The organism is Rhodococcus sp. NPDC057297 (assembly GCF_042667435.1).
Lineage (GTDB): Bacteria > Actinomycetota > Actinomycetes > Mycobacteriales > Mycobacteriaceae > Rhodococcoides.
The window spans coordinates 196105-215947 of the sequence record NZ_JBHUZE010000002.1 but is presented as its reverse complement, the minus strand read 5'-3'; the positions used below and the strand labels follow the sequence as shown (position 1 = coordinate 215947).

Below are 19843 nucleotides of genomic sequence, written 5' to 3'. Positions count from 1 at the left end.
CCCTCAGATTCGGGCCACTATCGCCGCGGTGTCCAATCCCGTAGGCAGGGTTCCGAAAACTCCTCCCCAGTCTTCTCCCAGGCGGCTCGCGCAGAATGCGTCGGCCACCGCGGGATCACCGTGCCGCACCAGCAGCGAACCCTGGAACACCAATGCCATCAGCTCGACCACCCTGCGGGCGCGGTACTCCATGTCACCGGTGTCGGCGAGCTCCTTACCCACGCGCGCAATGGCGTCGTCCAGACGTGAATCCGCCCCTGCCGCGGACGTGACCTCGGCGAAGTACGCCTCCACCACGTCGGGTTGCTTGGCCAGTGCGCGAAGCGAATCCAGCGCGGCGACGTTGCCCGACCCTTCCCAGATCGACATCAGCGGGGATTCACGAAACAGTCTCGGCATACCGGATTCCTCGACGTACCCGTTACCGCCGAGACATTCCAACGCTTCGGCGGCGTGAGACGGCGCTCGCTTGCACACCCAGTACTTGGTGATCGCCAACGTTATTCGGCGCAGTTCGGTCTCCTGCGCATCTCCACGTGCGGACCGGTCGGTCGCTCCGGCCAGACGGATCATGGCCGCTGTGGCGGCTTCCGATTCGACGATCAAGTCCGACAATACATTCCGCATCAACGGCTGCTCGATCAACGCGGCACCGAACGCGGAACGGTGGCGAGCGTGATGCACCGCTCGAACGGTGGCATTGCGCATTCCTGCCGCGGAACCGATGACGCAGTCGAGTCGGGTCATGTTGACCATCTCGATGATCGTCTTCACGCCCCGGCCTTCGTCGCCGACGAGCCATCCTGTGGCACCGAGGTATTCGAGCTCGCCGGACGCGTTGGACTTGTTGCCCAGTTTGTCCTTGAGTCGTTGCACCTGGATGCGGTTGAGGGAGCCGTCGGGCAGCACGCGCGGCAGCAGGAAGCAGGACAGCCCGCCGGGTGCCTGCGCCAAGGTCAGGAACATGTCCGACATCGGCGCGGACGTGAACCATTTGTGTCCGACGATCGTGTACGTGCCGTCCGTGGACGGTGTCGCGGTGGTCGTGCCCGACCGAACGTCCGAGCCGCCTTGTTTCTCGGTCATCGACATCCCCGCGGTCAGACCGCGCTTCTCGGTGGGGACGCGGAGACCGAAATCGTAGTCGGTCGAGGCCAACAGCGCCTCGTACGTCTCGGCCAGATCCGGGTTGTGTCGCAATGCGGGTACGGCCGCGTAGGTCATCGAGATCGGGCACATGTGGCCGGCGTCGGCCTGGCCCCACGCGTAGAACTTGGCCGCCCGGGCGACGTGTGCACCGGGCCTGGTGTCCTGCCACGGCGTCGCGTGCAGTCCGTTCTCGATCGCGACGTTCATCAGGTCGTGCCAGTGCGGATGGAACTCGACCTCGTCGACTCGATTGCCGTACCTGTCGTGCGTGCGCAGTGCGGGCGGGTTCTCGTTCGCGAGGCGTCCCCACTCCTGGGCCTCCACGCTTCCCGCGCGAGCCCCGAGCTGCCGAACCTCGTCCTCGGACCACCCGCCCCCTTCGCGGCGGAGGCCCTCGAGCAGCGACGCGTCGTCGGACGTGTCGTACGGAAGCAGATCGGGGACCTGGTTGAAGACGGTATGGGTGGCGGGGAAGGTCATGACACTCCTAACGATCGCAGGGCGAATGCTACGAGATCCGGAATCACGTCGGCGGTGTCGGTGCGGTCCGGACTCAGCGGGCCGACGAGCACTTCCCCCACCGCTCCGACGAGGGCCGCGGCAGCGATCTCGACGTTCTGCTCGGGGATGTCCCCCGCCGCGATGCCGTCGGCCACGGCATCACCGATCGCCGCGGCGAAGCTGCGGCGGAACACCAGACGCTCGGCGTCGACGGCTGGGTCGACGGGCTCGGCCAACAGCGCGTAGGCCATGGTGCGGTTCTTCATCGCCCGCCCGGCGAAGGTCTCGACGATCGCCGTGACCCGTTCCACCACGCTGCCCGACCCCGTCCGGCCCGTTCCGCGGGCTCCACTCGCGCCTGAATTGCTCATTCCGCGGGCTCCACTCGCGCCTGAATTGCTCATTCCGCGGGCTCCACTCGCGCCGGCTGCGTCGACGACAGCCTGCACTTCTCGTCCACAGACGGTGCGGAAGATCGCGACGACGAGGTCGGACTTGCTGTCGAAGTGCGTGTAGACGCTTCCCGCCGACACTCCCGCCGCTGCGGCCACGGACGCGATGGACAGTCCTCGGTAGCCCTGTGAGGACAGCACCCCGACGGCGGCGTCGAACAGTTTCTCTCGTCCGGCGTCGATTCGTGCTTGTACGGCGGAGGTCCGTCGGTAGGGCATGCCAAGAAGTGAAGCACTGATTCATTGCTTCAGGCAAGCCCTCTCGAGTACGGTCGAGTCATGCCAGTGAGGATCGAACGCTCGGGGCCCGTCACCACCGTCGTCCTGTCGAGGCCGGAGGCGAGAAACGCCGTCGACGGTCCCACAGCGGAGCAGTTGGTCAGCGCATTCGAGGAGTTCGACGCCGACGACTCGGCCGCCGTTGCGGTGCTGTGGGGCGAAGGCGGGACGTTCTGCTCCGGTGCAGACCTCAAAGCGCTCGGCACCGAACGCTCCAATCACGCCACCGAACACGGCGACGGACCGATGGGCCCGACGCGTATGCGCCTGTCCAAGCCCGTCATCGCCGCTGTCTCCGGGTACGCGGTTGCCGGCGGTCTCGAACTAGCTCTGTGGTGCGACCTCCGAATCGTCGAAGACGACAGCACTTTCGGAGTCTTCTGCCGGAGGTGGGGTGTGCCGCTGATCGACGGCGGTACCGTGCGTCTTCCGCGGTTGATCGGGACGTCGCGCGCCATGGATCTGATCCTCACCGGTCGCGCCGTCGACGCCGAGGAAGCCCTTGCGATCGGTCTCGCCAACCGTGTCGTTCCCGTCGGTCGCGCACGCTCCGAGGCCGAAGCACTCGCAGCCGAACTGGCCTTGCTCCCGCAGACATGCATGCGGGAGGATCGGTTGTCCTTGCTCGAGCAGGACGGACTCGACGAGGAAGCGGCCATCGTGAACGAATTCCGGCACGGCGCCATCTCGATGGCTGCGGATGCACTCAGCGGTGCACAGCAGTTCGCGTCGGGTGCGGGAAGACACGGGCGTTGACTCCGGGCCGACTGTCCGTCGTCGACGAGATCTTCCTCAGAACACACAGGGGCTACGGCTTACCCATTGCACTGCAGGGTATTTGGCGTAGCGACGACGCGGTCGACCGAGCCGATTTCGCAGCAGTCCACGCCAACCTGAGTCTCGGACGACTAGGCCGACGGATAATCAGCCCGAAGGTTCCCGGCGCTCGTCGGCGCTGGGTCGACGCGGCGCAGTCTTATGCGCTGGCCGTCGAGCCCTCGCCGGTCAAGACCTCCGAGATCCTCGACTGGGCCGATCGGCAGGCCGACGTGGACCTCGATCCGGAGTTCGGACCCGGTTGGCGGATGGCGGTGGCGACCACGGACGCCGGCGGCACCGTCATGTCGCTGGCGTGTTCACACACCCTGGCCGACGCTGCCGGGCTGGTCGCAGCGGCCGGAGTGGCGTTCGAAGGCTCTGCGCCCGAGCCTCCTCCGCGCTCGACGTCGGACGTGATGGATGCGGTGTCTCTGGTGAGACGGGTGGCGCCGGCATCCGTGCGTGCCGCGGCACGATTGACGTTCGAGAAGGCGTCCCGACGCGAGCTGACCCGCTACCGTCACGCGTCGCGAGCCGTGACGACGCACGAGATCGTTTGCAGCAGCGCGACCTTCGACATCGACGCGGTCCTGACCAACTCGGAGTTCATCTCCGTCGTTACGGAGATCGCCGCCGAACTGGGTGAGCCGCAACCGATTCGCATCAACGTTCCGTTCCGGACCACCGGAGGCGGTACGAACCGCATCGGAATGGCAACACTGAACCTCGCGGTGACCGATACCGTCGACGAGATCAAGCAGGCGACCAAGAGCGCGTTCGCCCGTCCCGCCGGTGCGCCCGGTGGGTTTCCGGCCGAGGTGGTGCAACTGCTGTCCGATCGCCGCGCGGCTGCGCTGACGGCGGCGCCGGGAACCGCTCGGGTGCTGCGCTCCAACATCGGCGACATTCCGCCTGCGGTGGCGTCGATCGGCAGGCACCGGGCATCGAGCGTCGCTACGCGCGCTCTTCACCCGCGGGCCGGCCGTGCACGCACCACGACTGCACTCTCTGCCTACGTGTCCTTCCTCGACGCCCGGTCGACGCTGTCACTCGTCGGTACCGAGCCTCGATACGCGACCGTTCTCGGTGAGGTCGCCGCGCACGTGTTGGCCCGGCGAGGCCTCAGCGCCTCACCCTGGTGAACTATCGAGAATTTGGTGGTAGCAGGGGGTCGTCACGCCTCGTACAGGTCTACCGTGGTCGCTATGAGCGAGCACGACATCTACACGACGATCCAGCAGCTGGTGGCCACCGAACACAAACTTCGGTCGGACAGCCAGGCAGGCGACATCGATCCAGCGGAAGAAAAAGCCGAACTGACGAAGATCGAGCACGCACTCGACCAGTGCTGGGATCTGCTTCGGCAGCGCCGAGCGCGTCTGGACGCGGGGCTGAACCCGGACGACGCACAGGCAGGGAGCGTCGAGCAGGTGGAGCACTACCTGCAATAGAACGAATCAGACGAGCCTGTCGGTGATCTGATTCGGTAGAAAACGCAGCGCTGCATCGATACCCCGCCACTTCAGGCCGGGTAAAGCCGCGCGCCGCGGTTCCTTCTCGATTGCGCTGATCATCGCCGTCACGCCTTGGTCGAGGCTTGCCGTCAGAACGCTCTTGTCCCCAGCTTTGGCGGACATGTCCGTCGCGATGAAACCCGGCAACAGCGTCGTGACGACGATGTCGGTGCGGGAAAGTTCGGTGGCCAGGGCGTCACCGAGAGCCGCGACGCCCGCCTTGCTCGCAGAATAGACGGCCTTGGGGCCGGGAAGTCCGCGGTCGGCACTGATCGAGGACACGAGGACCAGGTGCCCGAACTTCTGCTTGCGGAAGATCTCCAGTGCCGCTTCGATCTGCGACAGTGCGCCCACGAAATTGGTTTGCGCGGTGGCGAGATTGGCGTCGGCGCGTCCGGTACCGATCTTCGCTCCCTTGCCGAGTCCCGCGTTGACGATCACCCGGTCCAGGCCGGCCAGCTCGTCGTGCAACTCGCCGAAGACACGGCCCACGGCGTCGTGGTCGGTCACGTCCAGCGCTCGGATGGCGACGGCGACGCCGGGATTGGCCACGATCAGCTCGTCGCGAAGCGCCTCCAGCCGGTCCAGGCGTCGGGCACACAGGGCCAGATCCTTACCCTGCGCGGCAAATCGCTTGGCCATCTCCTCACCGAGCCCCGAACTCGCACCGGTGATCAGAATCTTGTTCCGCATCGTCCCCATGCCCGAAGACCCTATGCCACTCTTGAAAGATGACCGTGAACACTACTGACGAATTCGACGTGATCGTCATCGGCGGGGGCCCCGTCGGCGAGAACGCCGCGAGCTACGCCATCGCAGGCAGCGACCGCACAGCGGTGATCGTCGAGCACGAACTCGTCGGCGGCGAATGTTCCTACTGGGCGTGCATGCCCAGCAAGGCGTTGCTGCGGCCCAGCGAAGTGCTCACCACAGCGCGCAACATGCCGGGGGTGAAGGAACTCGTCGGCGACCGCGGCCTCGATGTCGACGCCGTGCTGGCGCGTCGGGAATCCTTCACACATTCCCTCGACGATTCCTCGCAGGTGTCATGGGCCGAGTCCGCCGGGATCTCCGTGGTCCGCGGCCACGGCCGCATCACCGGCGACCGAACGGTCGACGTCGGCGGTCGCACCTTGACGGCCCGGCACGCCGTCGTCCTCGCGACCGGGACCACCGCGTCGGTTCCGGGCACCCCTGGCCTGCGTGACGCCCTCCCCTGGACTTCCCGCGACGCCACCAACATTCACGAGATCCCCCGCCGAGTCGCCGTCATCGGAGGCGGTGTCGTGGCGTCGGAAGCGGCGACGTGGCTGTTGTCGTTCGGCGCCGAGGTGACGATGATCGTGCGCGGCTCGGCCCTGCTGGCGAGCGCCGAACCCTTCGCGAGCGAACTCGTCGCCGACGCGCTTCGATCCCGAGGCGCGACGATACTGTTCGACGCCGACCTCACGGCCGTGTCGCGGCCGGACGCGTCGGACACGGGAATCGGCAGAATCCACGGTGGCGCAGCAGAATTGACGGTGAACGGCGAGACGATCGTCGTCGACGAAATCCTGGTCGCCGCAGGCCGCACGCCGGCGAGCGCCGACCTCGGTCTGTCGTCCATCGGGGTCGACGATCGAGGTTACGTCGAAACCGACGACCACCTCCAGGTACCCGGTGCGCCCTGGCTCTATGCGGCAGGCGACATCAACGGTCGCGCGCCGCTGACCCACATGGGCAAGTACCAAGCGCGCGTGGTCGGCGACGTCATCGCCGCCCGCGCCGACGGAAAGCCGTTGGACGGCAAGCGCTTCACCGCCTCGGCCGATCACGGACAGGTGCCGCAGGTGGTGTTCACCCCGCTGCAGGTCGCGTCCGTCGGTCTTACCGAGAAGCAAGCGCGTTCGGCGGACCTCGACGTCGAGATCCTCGGGGTCGACATCGAGGTCGCGGGATCGTCGCTTCAGCAGGACGACTACTCCGGGCACGCACAGTTGGTCGTCGACAAAGCGAAGGACATCGTGGTCGGCGCCACCTTCGTCGGCCCCGGCGTCGACGAACTGGTCCACGCCGCCACCGTCGCCGTCGTCGGCAAGGTGACGCTCGACGACCTGTGGCACGCCGTACCGTCGTACCCCACGGTCAGCGAAGTCTGGCTGCGCCTCCTCGAATCACGGCGCGGGTAGGGTTCATCGCCCGTCGCGGAGTGGCTGAGCCCGTTTGACCTGCCGCGCCGCGTCGACGGCACGCAGTTCGACGGGTGATCGGACGACGACGGTTCCCACGCGGAGAATCCCGTCGGTGAGCGGCTCGGCGCGCAGGCCCCCACGGCCGATCAGGGCCTTGCGCGCACCCTCGGCCGCCATCGTGTCCATCCACACGCAGGGATGCGCGGGCCTGCCGCCACGGAATCTCACCGGACCGTCACCGGAGTCGAGCTCGAATTCCTCTCCGCGCAACGGATCGAGTTCCAGACCGCGTACGACGATGTTTCGCCTGGCCACCGCGGTGTCGGGCATCGAGATTCCGAGTACGTCGCCGACGGCGTCCCATGCCTCGGCGGCCAGGAACGTCACCGCGGCTTCGGTGTGCGCTTTGACGCCGAAGAAGCGGTCACCGCGAATTCCTTTGTGCGCAACGATGTCCACCTGTTCGGGGAACTGCGTCGGCACCTCCTGCGCCGGTCCGTCCTTGGCGCGGCCGAAGTACGCGTGGGCGGGTGAGACGAGCAGTTGCACCACGTCGGCGTGGTACTGGAAGTTCATGGGAACGATTGTCCATCCTCCCGATCCTTACCCGCCGGTAAGATCTCCGCGTAGACTCCTGGCCATGCTCGAGAACACCAGAGTCACCACCACGGACGGCACCCTGGAGGGAAAGAAGGTAGGCGACCTCGTCACATGGCGAGGGATTCCGTACGCAGCGCCCCCGGTGGGCCCGCTACGCCTGCGCGCACCTCAGCCGGTGGAGCCGTGGACCGGAGTGCGTGACGCAACGGAGTGGGGCAACGCGTCGGTCCAGCACAAACGCGGCACCATGCTGTCGGTGAACAAGTACCAACCGTCGAGCGAGGACTGCCTCACACTCAACGTTCTCGCTCCCGGCCGCCGAAGTGCAGGGCGTCTGCCGGTCATGGTGTTCATCCACGGCGGCGCATACACACTGGGAACGTCGGCCACCCCGCTGTACGGCGGTGGATCTCTGGTGCGCCGGGCGTTGAAGGACGGGGACGGAATCGTCTACGTGTCCATCAACTACCGCCTCGGGACACTCGGCTACCTGGATTTCTCCCAGTTCTCCACGTCCACCCGACAGTTCGACTCCAATCTCGGCTTGCGAGATCAGGTTGCGGCTCTCGAATGGGTGCAGGCGAACATCGGCGAGTTCGGCGGAGATCCGGACAACGTCACCGTCTTCGGTGAATCCGCCGGAGGAAACGCGGTGACCACGCTGCTGGCGACTCCGGCGGCGAAGGGGTTGTTCAAGCAGGCCATCGCGGAAAGTTCGGCCCCCGGCCTCGTCGCCACGCAGGATCGTGCGACAGAATGGGCGCGCCAGTTCGTCGAATTCCTCGGCGACGGAGGCAACGTAGCGAGCACCCTGGACACCGCCGACGTGAAGACTCTCGGCAGCACGGGCTCGAAGCTGGCTCTGTCGGTCGTGAAGAGCACTCCCGGTCTCCATCCGTTCGGCCCGGTCGTCGACGGCGATTTTCTGCCGAAGAACCCGCTCGACGCCTGCGCCGACGGCACTGCCCATGCGGTTCCGCTGATCATCGGCACCAACGGACGTGAGGGAACATTGTTCCCCAAGGTGCTCGACGCACTCCCGACCAATCCCGCACGCATCGACACACTCTTCGCGTTGACCGACCCGGCCGCGAAAGACGTTGTTCTCGAGGCGTACCCCGGGTACCCGAACGAGGCGGCAGCGATCGACGTCGGAGGCGACTTCACGTTCTGGAAGCCGTCGATCGAGGTCGCGGAAACGCACTCGCGCAGGGCGCCGACCTACAGCTATCGATTCGATTTCGCGCCGCGGGTGATGAAGTGGCTGGGACTCGACGCCACACACGGATTCGAGCTGTTCGCAGTGTTCGGAATCAACGAGACGTCGTTCGGCAAGTTGATGACCGTTCCCGGTGGACGCCGCGCCTTCCACGAGGTCACCGAACACGTCCAGTCGCACTGGTTGGAGTTCGCGCGCACCGGCTCCCCGCTGCCCAGTTGGCCCAAGTACGACGAGAATGCGCGCGAGACACTCATTTTCGACACCCGGACCAGAGTCCAGCGGGACCCTCGCAGCGATCGCCGACGAGCCTGGGAAGGCTACCGCGGTTACGCGAGCCAGAAGACCGAAGCGTCCGCTACTTGAGCAGGCGGGACATCCGGCGGTCCGCCAGGACCTTGCCGGACGTCTGGCACGTCGCGCAGTACTGAAACGAGCGTTCGGCGTAGGAGACTTCGCGGACGGTATCCCCACAGACCGGGCACGGCAGACCTGCTCGGGCATGCACTCGCATTCCCGATCTCTTCTCGCCCTTCAACCGGGCCGCGTCCTGACCGGTCGACCTGTCGACGGCGTCCAGCAGCACCTCGCGCATCGCGGCGTACAGCACTCCGACCGACTCGGGATCGAGCTTGCTCGACGATGCGAACGGTGAAAGCTTGGCCACGTGGAGGATCTCGTCGGAGTAGGCGTTGCCGATGCCGGCCAACATCGACTGGTCGACGAGTACCGTCTTCAGCCGAGCCGTCGTTCCCTTCAGGATGTCGGCGAATTCCGTTTCCGTGACGGCCAAGGCGTCGGGACCGAGGCGAGCAATGCCCGGCACCTCCTGCGGATCACGCACCACCCAGACTGCCAACCGTTTCTTCGTGCCTGCTTCGGTGAGGTCGATGGCGGGTGTCAGCCCCTCCGGCGTGAAGAAGTGGACACGGAGCGCCAGCGGACCCTTCCCTGGTTTCGGCGGAGCCGCCGACGGGTTGTCCGTCCACCGAAGCCATCCGCCCCGGGACAGATGCGTGATCAGCCAGAGATCCCCTGCCTGTACAGCCAGGTGCTTGCCGAACCGCGCCGCGTCGGTCACGTCTCGTCCCTGCAATTCCGTGATCGGCGGATCGAACGTCTTGAGCACGCTCAGTGCGGCGATGTCGACACGACCGATCACGGCGCCGACGGCGTGCTCACGGAGAAAACCCGCGAGAGCTTCGACTTCGGGCAACTCCGGCATGGGGCAATTATGCGCTCGGCGTCGACACTCTCGCACTATCGACACAATGCTGGGCGGGTGCTCGGCGTGGTCCGACGGAACGGCGCGCATAATGTTCCACATGGTTTCCACCCCGTACGAGGATCTGCTGCGGCACGTACTCGCGACCGGCACCGCCAAGTCCGACCGCACCGGGACGGGCACGACCAGTATCTTCGGCCACCAGATGCGGTTCGACCTCGCCGAGGGATTTCCGCTGATCACCACCAAACGGGTGCACCTGAAGTCGATCGTCTACGAGTTGCTGTGGTTCCTTCGCGGTGATTCCAACGTGTCGTGGCTGCAGGAGCACGGCGTCACAATCTGGGACGAATGGGCGGCGCCCGACGGTGAACTCGGTCCTGTCTACGGGGTCCAGTGGAGGTCGTGGCCGACACCGTCGGGCGAGCACATCGACCAGATCTCGGCTGCTCTGGACCTTCTGCGCTCGGATCCCGATTCGCGACGCAACATCGTCTCGTCGTGGAACGTCGGCGAGATTCCGCAGATGGCGCTGCCGCCATGCCATGCCTTCTTCCAGTTCTACGTCGCCGACGGCAAACTGTCCTGCCAGCTCTATCAGCGCAGCGCCGATCTGTTCCTCGGAGTTCCGTTCAACATCGCCAGCTACGCACTGCTGACGCACATGGTCGCCGCGCAGGTTGGTCTCGAAGTCGGCGATTTCGTGTGGACAGGCGGCGACTGCCACATCTACGACAACCACCGTGAGCAAGTTGCGGAGCAGCTGAGCCGCGAACCTTTCCCCTACCCGAAACTGAATCTTGCGCAGCGGGATTCGATCTTCGACTACCAATTCGAGGACATCGAGGTCGTCGGGTACCAGCACCACCCGTCCATCAAGGCGCCGGTCGCTGTATGAGCCCGACGACGGTCGGCGCCATCTGGGCGCAGGCCCACGACGGAGTCATCGGCGACGGCACGACCATCCCGTGGCACATCCCCGAGGACATGGCTCACTTCCGCGAGATCACCCGCGGCCATCCCGTCGTCATGGGTCGTAGGACCTGGGATTCGCTACCGGAACGATTTCGGCCACTCCCCGGTCGGCGCAACATCGTCGTCACCCGGGACCGCACCTGGCGTGCCGACGGAGCGGACGCTGCACACAGTGTCGAAGACGCGCTCGCTCTCGTCGACGGTGAGGTCTGGATCATCGGCGGCGGCGAAATCTACCGCGCTGCACTACCGTTCACGACACGGCTCGAAGTCACCGAGATCGATCTCGCGGTCGAGGGTGAAACCCGTGCACCGCGCATTCCCGACGGCTGGGCGACGAAGCTCGGCGAGTGGCGCGTCAGCGAGAAGAACGGCCACCGCTTCCGCTGGAACCAGTACGGCAAGGCTTACCGAACTACCTGATTCACAGTGGATTTCGCACCGATGCCCCTCACTGCGGCTGCGGTTGGGCCATACTGGGGCGCATGGACAAGAAGTCACTCACCGCCCTTGCCCGCCAGCAATTGAAGCTCGCCGTGGGCACGTCGAGTGGCCGCAGTTCGCAGACCGTCTACGGCGGGCACCAGCGTCACCTGCGCCAGACGGTGGTCGCGTTGGCCGCCGGGAACAAGCTCGCCGAGCACGACCTGTCCGGCGAGTCCACCGTCCTCGTCATCAGCGGTCAACTCAACTTGGTGAGCGGCGAGAAATCCTGGAAGGGCTCCGCGGGCGACCTCTTGGTGATACCGGACGCCCGCCACAGCGTCGAGGCCATCGAGGACGTCGCGTTCCTGCTGACGGTCGCCGTCTAGTTCGGCGGCCGATGCTCGTCGTCAGTAATCGCCTCGGGCGACGAGTACCGGGCAGTCCGCGGTGTGGATGAGGGCGTAACTGGTCGAGCCCAGCAACATTCCACGGAAACCACCGCGTCCGCGACTCCCGACGACGATCAACGACGCTTGCTCGGACAGCTGCGCGAGCACCCGCACCGGCCGATCCTGGGCGACGACCCGCCTCACCTCTACATCCGGGTACTTCTCCTGCCACCCGGCGAGACTCTCGGCGAGCAGCGCTTCCTCCGACGACGCGATGTCGTCCCACTGCCGCGGCACGGCCGACATCGGCGCAAGGGCAACGTCGGCCCATACATGGACGGCAACCAGGACCGCGCCGCGGTGCGACGCCTCGTCGAAGGCGGCCGCCACAGCGGCTTGGCCGACAGCCGACCCGTCGACTCCGACGACGACAGGTCCGAGTGTGGGCGGACGTCCGTCGATCCTGCGACCGCGAACTACGACGACCGGCGAGGACGCGTGGGCAGTGAGAGCCACAGCGGCCGATCCGAGCAGACCCGATTCCGACTCACCCAGCCCGCTCGCGCCCAGGGCGACGAGGGCGCAGTTCTCGGACTCCGACAGCAGGACGTCGACGACCGTTCCGTCACGTGCCTCGGTCACGATGGACAAGGCGGAGCCGTCGACGCTTTCACGCGCAAGGGTTTCCGCCGCGACGAGCCGCGAGCCGAACACGGCTCGAATGTCGTTGCCCTCGGGCAGATAGGAAGGAACGTCGATGGCGGCGACGATCCGCAGGGTGAAATCCCGGCTCGCCGCCGTCTGTGCGGCCCACACGACTGCCAGATCCGACGCCTCCGACCCGTCTATTCCGACGACGATGGTGCTGCTGCTCACGTGGCTGCCTCCGCTCGCTGTGCCGCCACACACCCTAGCCGACACCGCGCGTACACGCGGGCTCTCGAACGGCAAGTGCCCTCTCTCCGATTCGCCGAGAGGAAACATCGACGAACCGGAGAGAGGGCGCCTTCCCACAGACCCCCCGGGGGTCTCGGTGCGAGCGTTCTAGGACGCGCGCAGTCTTGCTGCGTCCCGCGCACGAGCGCGAATCCGCAGTTGCTCGAAGGTGGTCGCTTGGACCTCTATGTCGTCGAGGAAGTCGGACAGGATCCGGAAATTGCGGTCCGAAGGGTCCACGACCGACCGATCGAAGATGCGCCACATCCGCACAGCAGGAAGAAGTACGTCGTCGAGATGCTGGCGAAGATCGTAGATTCCGTCGCGGGCGAGCAGCATCGCGCTGCGCTCGAACCCGACGAGCCCACTCCCGGGTAGCTGAAAATTCATCAGTACTTCGGTGATTGCCTTCAACGTCTCCGCCGGCGCGAACCTCAAGGCCCCCTCGACGACGTCGGAGAAGAATGCCACGTGCCGCGCCTGATCGGAGACGATGCGTTCCAGCAAGTGCTCCGCCACCGGGTCCGCGCACTCCACTGCCGTGTTGCGGTGGCTCACCATCGTCGCCATGACATCGATCGTTGAGTGGACGATCGAGCGGAGGAAATTATCGCCTTCCATCGACGATTCGATCCCGATGGTCGTGCACTGCACCCGCGCTCGGTCCAACGCGACGGAGTCGACACTCCTGGTGTCGACGAGGTACCGCTGAATCGCATCCGCATGTCCACGCTTCTCATCGGACCAGACCGCGCTCCACTCGGCCCACGCAGGTGAACTCGTGGAGAGTTCTCTTGCCGGGTCGGCGAGCGCAGTGTTGTTGTGCGTCAGCAGCGTGGTGATGAGCGCGGCCTTGGCCGTCTCGGTCAGCGACGAGCGGCGCTGCCCCCAATACAGTTCCGGCCGAACGTATGCGCTCGGGTCCCACCTCTGCGCGGTACGTAGATGACGCTCGAGTCTCTGCTCGATCACTGGCTCGAGATCTCGAAGCAAGGTCGCTCGACCTGGTACTCCGTTCACTGTCCCCACCCCCTCGTGATCGGATCCGATTGTCTGTGCCGACCACAGGCTCCGTTCGGCACACGACGACGCTAAGCCCACGATCAGCACTGTGCGTAGGTTCCTCGGATTGTTTAGGCAATGTCGCAACCCGAATCCGAGACAGGTTGAGAGCCTTCACAAATTTCTCCGCCGAAAGACTGGATAACGCGTTGATAACATCCTATGATCAAGTTTGTTAGACGCCTGAAAACAAACTTCGGGTTCAGAATCACCGGGGTTTCGGTCAAGTTTCCAACCATATTTGCGTGGATGCGCAACAATACGCATCAGTAACTTTTTTTCGGACAGAGCTGAAGTTCCTACACGAAAGGCTGATCTGTGACCGCTCACAACACGACAAGCCTCGGAATCATGGTTGCCGGCCAGCCGGCGTCGGCACCGCTCCGCGACTTCCGCGCTGTCGCGCGATTGCTGGTCGGCCACTTCGCGGCCAACACACCCTGCGGATCGTTGCCCGGCGAACAGCTGCACGGGGACGTCACCGAATTCACTGTCAAATGCATCAGCATCGCTGTTCAGATGCTCGACGAACGACGTCCGCCGAACGAGAGCGACCTGGCAGAACTCCGCGCCAAGGCCAGCCAGTGGGCACGCGAGGGAGTACCGCTCGAATCGGTACTGACCGTGTACCACGAAGGAATCCAGATCGGCTGGAATCTGGTGTCCAAGCGTGCAGGCGAAGGCGACACGAGCGATCTGATCGAAGCGGCACGGATGTTCGTCCTGCTGTCGGAGAAGGTCTCGATCGCCGCGTCGAAGAGCTACGTCGAAGAACTGCAGTCCGTCGCCAGCGAACACCACACTGCCGCGCACACCCTGGTCTCGTCGCTCCTCAGCGGACACAACGCAGTATCGATCGCTCGTCAGTCCGGCATCGAACTCGCGGACAGCTATCTCGTCCTCGCCCTGTCCGTGCCGCCTCATCCGGACGAGAACGATCCAGCGATACAACGCACCGTCGCCGCACGCCGCAAGCTCCGGCGGGTACAGGCTGAACTGGCCACCGTCTGCGGCCGCAGCCCTCTCTCGATGTTGAGCACCGAGGGCGGGACCGTCCTCATTCCAGGCGTACAGGACGAGGAATGGGTGGAAGCACTCGTACACCGCCTCAGCACGGCTGCCGAGGTGCAGCTCACCGTCACCGCCGAACAAGCCGCTACCGCGGACATCCCGACGGCCGCGGACCAAGTCCACGAACTCCTTGCACTCGCACACCAACTCCACCGCCCGGCGGGTCTGTACCGGATGGACGATCTGGTTCTCGAGTACCAGCTGACGCGCCCAGGTCCGGGACGACGCCACCTCCGGCAGATCCTCGAACCGCTCGACGCATCACCGGAACTGTTGGAGACCCTCGAGATCCACATCTCGCACGACCTCAATCGTCAGCGGTCCGCGCGGCAACTCCACTTGCACACCAACACCGTCGACTACCGCCTGAAGAGGATCGCGCAGCTCACCGGGTTCGACCCGACCAGGCCGTCGGGCATCCGTCACCTGCAGGCCGCGCTCGTCGCCCGCAGGCTGGAAGCAGCACAGGGCGCTGCATAAAGCTCCGTCGGCTCCGCTTCCGCTTCCAGGACGTGCCTGCCGGGAATCATTTTCCACCGGCATGAGTTGAACCGATCGACAGTGTTCGATCCATGCCCCGGGTACCAACACATTGCCGCTTCGAGCGGCCTCTTGCCGAGAGGCGCACTGGCGGACACTGTCAGCGGAGCCGCCCACATTCGTGTGGGCGGCTTCTCGCGTGTACCACCCCTCGATCTGGCGTAGCGGGCACGAATTCACCTCCCCCAAGGGAGCCGGTACACTCGCACGTGCACAACTCGCCTTCGTAGCTCAGGGGATAGAGCAACCCTCTCCTAAAGGGTAGGTCGCAGGTTCGAATCCTGCCGAGGGCACTTCGGTCACTTCGCGTTCCAGTGCCGTGGGCGGCCGATCCCGGCCGGTAGGCGTGTTCGTTCGTCACCCTGCGCGGAGTTCACCTGCGACTGGGTCAGAAACAGAGCACCCGAGAAATCTGCTCCCTCGACCCGTGCGTCACGCAGGTCTGCTCCGAGCAGGTCGACGCCCGTGAGATCGCAGCGTCGAAGGTCCGCCGCGATGAGGCACGCGCCACGAAGATCGGCTCCGCACAGGGACAGTCCTCGCACGTCGGCTTCCGCTAGGTCCGCGCCCGGTCTCAGCCGTGCATCCTGGTGATCCCCTTCGGCGAAGTAGCGAGACCGAATTTCCTCGCTAAAATCCATCAGAAGCACCCTCACGGTGGAATGAAGGCTCTCGACATCGGCGGCGAGCACCTCCTCTGGACCTGATGCCGTCAGCGCGGTGATCATGTTAGTGAGGCTGCGTGCCTTGTCCACATGATTCGAGTCGTACGTGCGCTCCCCCACTTCGGCCAAGTACCAGAGTATTTCGTGCAGTAGCTTGACGGTCGTGAACGCCGCGAACATCGACTGACGCGTGTCCGGTCGATCACACCAGCCGACACCGCCGAAAAGACGTTGCGACACAGCCTGCCCTGCGCCGAAGCAGTCGAATACCGTGCACCCACGAAAACCGCGGCTGCGAAGACTGTCGTGAACAGTGCAGGAGTGATCCGACCCGAGGTGTCGGCACGGTGCACCGACTGCCTTGTCCTCGGCGAAATCCGCCGATCGAGAGAATCCTAAAGCTGTGCAGCACAGGGCAAAACAGTTGCTGCAGTCTGCCCGCAGTTCAGCGCGGGCGCCGATGGCGGACGTGAAGGGAAGAGGTGTCGACGACATGGTGAAAGAACTCCGATGAATGGTGTTTCGGTACGGGACGGGAGCTGGGAACCCTCGATCGGGTTCCTCCCGTGGCGCACGGAATCACCACCGCGCGTGGGCGGCGTACACAGCCGTGGTGAGAGGCCTGGTTCACAGAGAATATGTGTCGATGCGCGAACGATACCAAGCCGTTCGCCGCTGAGGGAAGCACGTGGTTGCGGCGTGGGCCCGTGACGGTTAAAGTAGAACATACGTTCGAATGCATTCCTTGGGGGGACTCGTGAACGCTTCAGAAGTACTCAATTTCGTGGCCCGTCTGCGCACCGGCGAGTTCGACGACGACGCAGCAGCCGGAATCGACCTCATCTCCGCGCTGGAGGACTTGAAGAATGCCGGCTCCGCGCACCAAGCCACCGTCACGGATGCCGTGGCGAACAGCATTGCCGCAGAACGTAAGGCGAAGGGTCGACCGAAGGCAGAGTGGCGCAAGGGAGTCGCGTCGCAGATCGGCCTCGCCCGTCGTGAATCACCGAACAGGGGAGGCCGGCTGTTGGGCCTCGCCCGGGCTCTCGTCCACGAAATGCCCCATACCCACGCACGCCTGCGTTCCGGTGAGCTGAACGAGTGGCGAGCAACTCTGATCGCCAGAGAAACTGCATGCTTGACCGCAGAGGACAGGCGGTCGATCGACGAGCAACTGTGCTCCGACTCGGCAACCTTGAAGAACCTGGGAGACAACGCGATCGAGCGTCGAGCCCGGGCACTTGCAGCTGAACTGGACCCCGCCTCCGTGGCGAGGAGGAAAGCAAGGGCGTTCGAACAACGCCGCGCGAGCACTCGGCCGCATCCCGACTTCATGTGCGAGTTCAAGGTGATGACATCGATGGACAGAGGTGTCTCGATGTGGGCAACTCTACGGAGAGACGCCGACTCCTTGGTCGGCGTGGGGGACGAACGTCGCACCCGGGATCAGATCATGGCCGACCTCGCGTTCGAACGCATCACCGGTACGGCGCGCGCAGCCTCGGGGGCTGCGGTGTCGGTCAATCTCGTCATCTCCGACGAGACGCTGTTCGGACACGACTCGAAGCCGGCTCATCTGAGCGGCTACGGCGAGATCCCCGCGTCGATCGCACGCAAGCTCGTCGCCGACGCCGCCGCATCACCCGTGCGCACCGAGCTGCGCAAGCTGTACGCGGAACCACTCTCCGGCGCTCTGACCGCGATGGAATCCAAGGCGCGGAGCTTTCCCACAGCGTTGGCCACGCTGATCGACGTGCGCGACCGAACGTGCCGCACACCGTGGTGCGACGCCCCGATACGTCACCGCGACCACATTCGTTCGCATGCACACGGCGGTGCAACCAGTGCGCACAACGGAGCGGGATTGTGCGCCGCGTGCAACTACGCCAAAGAAGCCGACGGGTGGACGTCCACACCGAAGCGAGCGGAGCCGCGGGCGATCCATGTCTACGACTTCGAGACTCCAACCGGGCACAGGTACAGCTCTCTGGCGCCCCCGATGCCGGTCGCCCGACGGTATTGCTCGTTCGTCGAACACGAGTTCGCCGAGGAATACGCGGCAAAACTGCTGGCGACGATCCACAGAGCTGCCTGATACGTCACTCCGGGAAGGCGATGGAGGGTTCAGCGGTTACACTGGGCAACGGTGTGTGTAGCTGCACGCCAGACGTCGTGGAATGCTTCAACTTCCGCCCGGCTTCGGCCGTGTTGTCCATGTGCACCCTGCACAGGCTTTTCTTACGGCGATCGAAATTGCCCACCGGCAGTCTCGCCAACCTTGCACTCACAGGTCACAGCAGTGAACCTTGCGGTGCAGCACCATGCCCGAAAGGCGCAACCCATCACTATGACTACCTTTGCTTCACTCGGCGTGCCGAATGCACTCGCCGAGGCACTTGCAGCACAAGGCAAGACCGAGCCCTTCCCCATCCAGGCCGACACTCTTCCCGACACACTCGCCGGACGCGACGTGCTCGGACGTGGAAAGACCGGAAGTGGCAAGACCCTCGCGTTCTCCATTCCCATGGTCGCTCGCCTCGCCGGCCAGCTCGCGGGAAACCGCAAGCCCGGTCGTCCGCGCGGACTGATCCTGGCCCCCACTCGTGAACTCGCGACCCAGATCGCCGTCGCCATCGAGCCGCTGGCGGCTGCCTACAAGCTGAAGGTCACCACGATCTTCGGCGGTGTGTCCCAGGGCCGCCAGGTATCCGCCTTGAACGCCGGAGTCGACATCGTCGTCGCCTGCCCGGGACGCCTCGAAGACCTGATGAAGCAGCGCCACGTCAGCCTCGACGGCGTGCAGATCACCGTCCTCGACGAGGCCGACCACATGGCCGATCTCGGCTTTCTTCCCGTCGTGACCCGGATCCTCGCTGCCACACCGCAGAAGGGACAGCGGTTGCTGTTCTCCGCGACGCTGGACAACGGAGTCGACAAGCTCGTCAAGCGATTCCTCACCGACCAGGTCACACACTCCGTCGACGAAGCAACGTCGCACGTCGAAGCCATGACCCACAGCGTGTTCGAGGTCGACGGCGTCGAGGCGAAGAAGAAGCTCGTGCAGCAGTTGGCGTCGGGCACCGGCCGCCGGATCCTGTTCATGCGCACCAAGCACCAGGCACGCAAGCTTGCCAAGCAGCTCACCGAGGCAGGTATCCCGTCGGTGGACCTCCACGGAAACCTGTCTCAGGCTGCCCGTGACCGTAACCTGCTCGCGTTCTCGTCGGGCACCGCTCGAGTTCTCGTCGCTACCGACGTCGCGGCTCGCGGAGTGCACGTCGACGACGTTCAGCTCGTCGTGCACGTCGACCCGCCTGCCGAGCACAAGGCCTACCTGCACCGCTCGGGCCGTACCGCCCGTGCCGGAAGCGCAGGCGACGTCGTCACCGTCGTCCTTCCCGAGCAGCGCAAGGACACTGCCGTGCTGCTTCGCAAGGCCGCGATCACGGTGACTCCCGTACGCGTCACGGCAGATTCACCGCAGGTTGCCGAACTCGTCGGTGAGCAGGCTCGCTACGTCGAGCCTGCACCGAAGGCAGCCCCGCAGCCGCAGCGTCAGGGAACCCCTCGGCCACGCAACGGCGCACCCCGCGGCGGCAGTGCTCGCGGTGGCAGTGCTCGCGGTGGCAGTGCTCGTGGCGCCGGTCAAGGCGACCGCACGCAGTCCGGGCAGCAAACCCGTTCAGGTCAGGCGCGTTCCGGACAGGGACAGCCGAGCCAGGGACGGTCCAGCCAGGGACAACCGGATCAGCGGCAGCACGCTGCAGGCGGTGGCCGTCGTCGCAGGCCCGCAGGCCCGGCCACGAGCCAACGAACCAGGTAGTCGGACTCAGGCCGACCCGATGACATG

Annotated in this window: 19 protein-coding genes and 1 tRNA gene; 12 read left to right on the top strand and 8 right to left on the bottom strand. The window is 65.3% G+C overall.

Annotation, left to right across the window (positions count from 1 at the left end; genetic code table 11):
* Positions 1 to 3 precede the first annotated feature (3 nt).
* Entirely contained in the window at positions 4 to 1629 is a 1626-nt protein-coding gene (locus tag ACFULT_RS06915; RefSeq protein ID WP_378480997.1) for an acyl-CoA dehydrogenase family protein, read from the bottom strand.
* Complete coding sequence (locus tag ACFULT_RS06910; protein ID WP_378480996.1) at positions 1626 to 2321, bottom strand: TetR/AcrR family transcriptional regulator; 696 nt, start codon at positions 2319 to 2321, stop codon at positions 1626 to 1628. The genes ACFULT_RS06915 and ACFULT_RS06910 overlap by 4 nt, the downstream gene beginning before the upstream one ends.
* A 60-nt stretch (positions 2322 to 2381) precedes the next feature.
* Between ACFULT_RS06910 and ACFULT_RS06905 the strand changes: the two genes are divergently transcribed.
* From ACFULT_RS06905 to ACFULT_RS06895, 3 genes are all read left to right on the top strand, one after another.
* The gene (locus ACFULT_RS06905; RefSeq protein WP_176459901.1) at positions 2382 to 3137 is read left to right on the top strand and encodes a crotonase/enoyl-CoA hydratase family protein; all 756 of its coding nucleotides are present in this window, start codon (positions 2382 to 2384) and stop codon (positions 3135 to 3137) included.
* Positions 3134 to 4342 (top strand): hypothetical protein, encoded by a 1209-nt coding sequence (locus ACFULT_RS06900; protein WP_378480995.1) that lies wholly within the window; start codon positions 3134 to 3136, stop codon positions 4340 to 4342. Before ACFULT_RS06905 ends, ACFULT_RS06900 begins: the two co-directional genes overlap by 4 nt.
* A gap of 63 nt (positions 4343 to 4405) precedes the next feature.
* Entirely contained in the window at positions 4406 to 4651 is a 246-nt protein-coding gene (locus ACFULT_RS06895) for a DUF2630 family protein (RefSeq protein WP_037103837.1), read from the top strand.
* A 6-nt stretch (positions 4652 to 4657) separates the two neighbouring features.
* On the opposite strand, the gene ACFULT_RS06890 is transcribed toward ACFULT_RS06895, so the two are convergent.
* Positions 4658 to 5416: an SDR family oxidoreductase gene (locus ACFULT_RS06890; RefSeq protein WP_378480994.1), complete on the bottom strand. Its 759-nt coding sequence runs from the start codon at positions 5414 to 5416 to the stop codon at positions 4658 to 4660.
* Positions 5417 to 5445: 29 nt separating this feature from the next.
* On the opposite strand from ACFULT_RS06890, the gene ACFULT_RS06885 reads away from it, so the two are divergent.
* Positions 5446 to 6882 (top strand): dihydrolipoyl dehydrogenase family protein, encoded by a 1437-nt coding sequence (locus tag ACFULT_RS06885; RefSeq protein ID WP_378480993.1) that lies wholly within the window; start codon positions 5446 to 5448, stop codon positions 6880 to 6882.
* Positions 6883 to 6885: 3 nt separating this feature from the next.
* Here ACFULT_RS06885 and ACFULT_RS06880 read toward each other — a convergent pair whose 3' ends face one another.
* Positions 6886 to 7461, bottom strand: coding sequence for a molybdenum cofactor biosysynthesis protein (locus ACFULT_RS06880; RefSeq protein ID WP_094719421.1), 576 nt, complete (start codon positions 7459 to 7461; stop codon positions 6886 to 6888).
* 64 nt (positions 7462 to 7525) lie between these two features.
* On the opposite strand from ACFULT_RS06880, the gene ACFULT_RS06875 reads away from it, so the two are divergent.
* Positions 7526 to 9070: a carboxylesterase/lipase family protein gene (locus ACFULT_RS06875; protein WP_378480992.1), complete on the top strand. Its 1545-nt coding sequence runs from the start codon at positions 7526 to 7528 to the stop codon at positions 9068 to 9070.
* Here the strand turns inward: ACFULT_RS06875 and ACFULT_RS06870 are convergent.
* Complete coding sequence (locus tag ACFULT_RS06870; RefSeq protein WP_378480991.1) at positions 9063 to 9929, bottom strand: Fpg/Nei family DNA glycosylase; 867 nt, start codon at positions 9927 to 9929, stop codon at positions 9063 to 9065. The genes ACFULT_RS06875 and ACFULT_RS06870 overlap by 8 nt on opposite strands.
* 91 nt (positions 9930 to 10020) lie before the next feature.
* On the opposite strand from ACFULT_RS06870, the gene ACFULT_RS06865 reads away from it, so the two are divergent.
* From ACFULT_RS06865 to ACFULT_RS06855, 3 genes are all read left to right on the top strand, one after another.
* Positions 10021 to 10827 (top strand): thymidylate synthase, encoded by an 807-nt coding sequence (locus ACFULT_RS06865; protein ID WP_037103982.1) that lies wholly within the window; start codon positions 10021 to 10023, stop codon positions 10825 to 10827.
* Positions 10824 to 11327, top strand: coding sequence for a dihydrofolate reductase (locus ACFULT_RS06860; RefSeq protein ID WP_378480990.1), 504 nt, complete (start codon positions 10824 to 10826; stop codon positions 11325 to 11327). Before ACFULT_RS06865 ends, ACFULT_RS06860 begins: the two co-directional genes overlap by 4 nt.
* A gap of 62 nt (positions 11328 to 11389) precedes the next feature.
* Positions 11390 to 11716: a cupin domain-containing protein gene (locus tag ACFULT_RS06855; RefSeq protein WP_037103826.1), complete on the top strand. Its 327-nt coding sequence runs from the start codon at positions 11390 to 11392 to the stop codon at positions 11714 to 11716.
* Positions 11717 to 11737: 21 nt separating this feature from the next.
* Here the strand turns inward: ACFULT_RS06855 and ACFULT_RS06850 are convergent, their stop codons facing one another.
* Together ACFULT_RS06850 and ACFULT_RS06845 are read right to left on the bottom strand one after the other, a co-directional pair.
* Complete coding sequence (locus tag ACFULT_RS06850) at positions 11738 to 12595, bottom strand: universal stress protein (protein WP_094719522.1); 858 nt, start codon at positions 12593 to 12595, stop codon at positions 11738 to 11740.
* A gap of 168 nt (positions 12596 to 12763) precedes the next feature.
* Positions 12764 to 13675 carry an acyl-ACP desaturase gene (locus tag ACFULT_RS06845; protein ID WP_378480989.1) on the bottom strand — a complete coding sequence of 304 codons (912 nt, stop codon included), beginning with the start codon at positions 13673 to 13675 and terminating at the stop codon, positions 12764 to 12766.
* Between the two features lie 360 nt (positions 13676 to 14035).
* Here ACFULT_RS06845 and ACFULT_RS06840 point away from each other — a divergent pair, with 360 nt between their 5' ends.
* Together ACFULT_RS06840 and ACFULT_RS06835 are read left to right on the top strand one after the other, a co-directional pair.
* Positions 14036 to 15268, top strand: a complete 1233-nt coding sequence (locus ACFULT_RS06840; RefSeq protein WP_019664443.1) for a CdaR family transcriptional regulator — start codon at positions 14036 to 14038, stop codon at positions 15266 to 15268.
* 280 nt (positions 15269 to 15548) lie between these two features.
* Positions 15549 to 15621: transfer RNA gene (locus ACFULT_RS06835), tRNA-Arg, on the top strand.
* A 6-nt stretch (positions 15622 to 15627) separates the two neighbouring features.
* On the opposite strand, the gene ACFULT_RS06830 is transcribed toward ACFULT_RS06835, so the two are convergent.
* A complete protein-coding gene (locus ACFULT_RS06830; protein WP_378480988.1) occupies positions 15628 to 16233 on the bottom strand; it encodes a pentapeptide repeat-containing protein in 606 nt (201 codons plus the stop codon).
* Positions 16234 to 16750: 517 nt separating this feature from the next.
* Here ACFULT_RS06830 and ACFULT_RS06825 point away from each other — a divergent pair.
* Both ACFULT_RS06825 and ACFULT_RS06820 read left to right on the top strand, forming a co-directional pair.
* Positions 16751 to 18088, top strand: a complete 1338-nt coding sequence (locus ACFULT_RS06825) for a DUF222 domain-containing protein (RefSeq protein WP_378480987.1) — start codon at positions 16751 to 16753, stop codon at positions 18086 to 18088.
* A gap of 252 nt (positions 18089 to 18340) precedes the next feature.
* Positions 18341 to 19816 (top strand): DEAD/DEAH box helicase, encoded by a 1476-nt coding sequence (locus tag ACFULT_RS06820; RefSeq protein ID WP_378480986.1) that lies wholly within the window; start codon positions 18341 to 18343, stop codon positions 19814 to 19816.
* Positions 19817 to 19843: the final 27 nt, after the last annotated feature.

What these genes read in the sequence shown, in the direction of transcription:
- ACFULT_RS06915 (WP_378480997.1), bottom strand. Translation starts at nt 1,629, where the DNA reads ATGACCTTCCCCGCCACCCATACCGTCTTCAACCAGGTCCCCGATCTG.
- ACFULT_RS06910 (WP_378480996.1), bottom strand. Translation starts at nt 2,321, where the DNA reads ATGCCCTACCGACGGACCTCCGCCGTACAAGCACGAATCGACGCCGGA.
- ACFULT_RS06905 (WP_176459901.1), top strand. Translation starts at nt 2,382, where the DNA reads ATGCCAGTGAGGATCGAACGCTCGGGGCCCGTCACCACCGTCGTCCTG.
- ACFULT_RS06895 (WP_037103837.1), top strand. Translation starts at nt 4,406, where the DNA reads ATGAGCGAGCACGACATCTACACGACGATCCAGCAGCTGGTGGCCACC.
- ACFULT_RS06890 (WP_378480994.1), bottom strand. Translation starts at nt 5,416, where the DNA reads ATGGGGACGATGCGGAACAAGATTCTGATCACCGGTGCGAGTTCGGGG.
- ACFULT_RS06885 (WP_378480993.1), top strand. Translation starts at nt 5,446, where the DNA reads ATGACCGTGAACACTACTGACGAATTCGACGTGATCGTCATCGGCGGG.
- ACFULT_RS06880 (WP_094719421.1), bottom strand. Translation starts at nt 7,461, where the DNA reads ATGAACTTCCAGTACCACGCCGACGTGGTGCAACTGCTCGTCTCACCC.
- ACFULT_RS06875 (WP_378480992.1), top strand. Translation starts at nt 7,526, where the DNA reads ATGCTCGAGAACACCAGAGTCACCACCACGGACGGCACCCTGGAGGGA.
- ACFULT_RS06870 (WP_378480991.1), bottom strand. Translation starts at nt 9,929, where the DNA reads ATGCCGGAGTTGCCCGAAGTCGAAGCTCTCGCGGGTTTTCTCCGTGAG.
- ACFULT_RS06865 (WP_037103982.1), top strand. Translation starts at nt 10,021, where the DNA reads ATGTTCCACATGGTTTCCACCCCGTACGAGGATCTGCTGCGGCACGTA.
- ACFULT_RS06860 (WP_378480990.1), top strand. Translation starts at nt 10,824, where the DNA reads ATGAGCCCGACGACGGTCGGCGCCATCTGGGCGCAGGCCCACGACGGA.
- ACFULT_RS06855 (WP_037103826.1), top strand. Translation starts at nt 11,390, where the DNA reads ATGGACAAGAAGTCACTCACCGCCCTTGCCCGCCAGCAATTGAAGCTC.
- ACFULT_RS06820 (WP_378480986.1), top strand. Translation starts at nt 18,341, where the DNA reads ATGACTACCTTTGCTTCACTCGGCGTGCCGAATGCACTCGCCGAGGCA.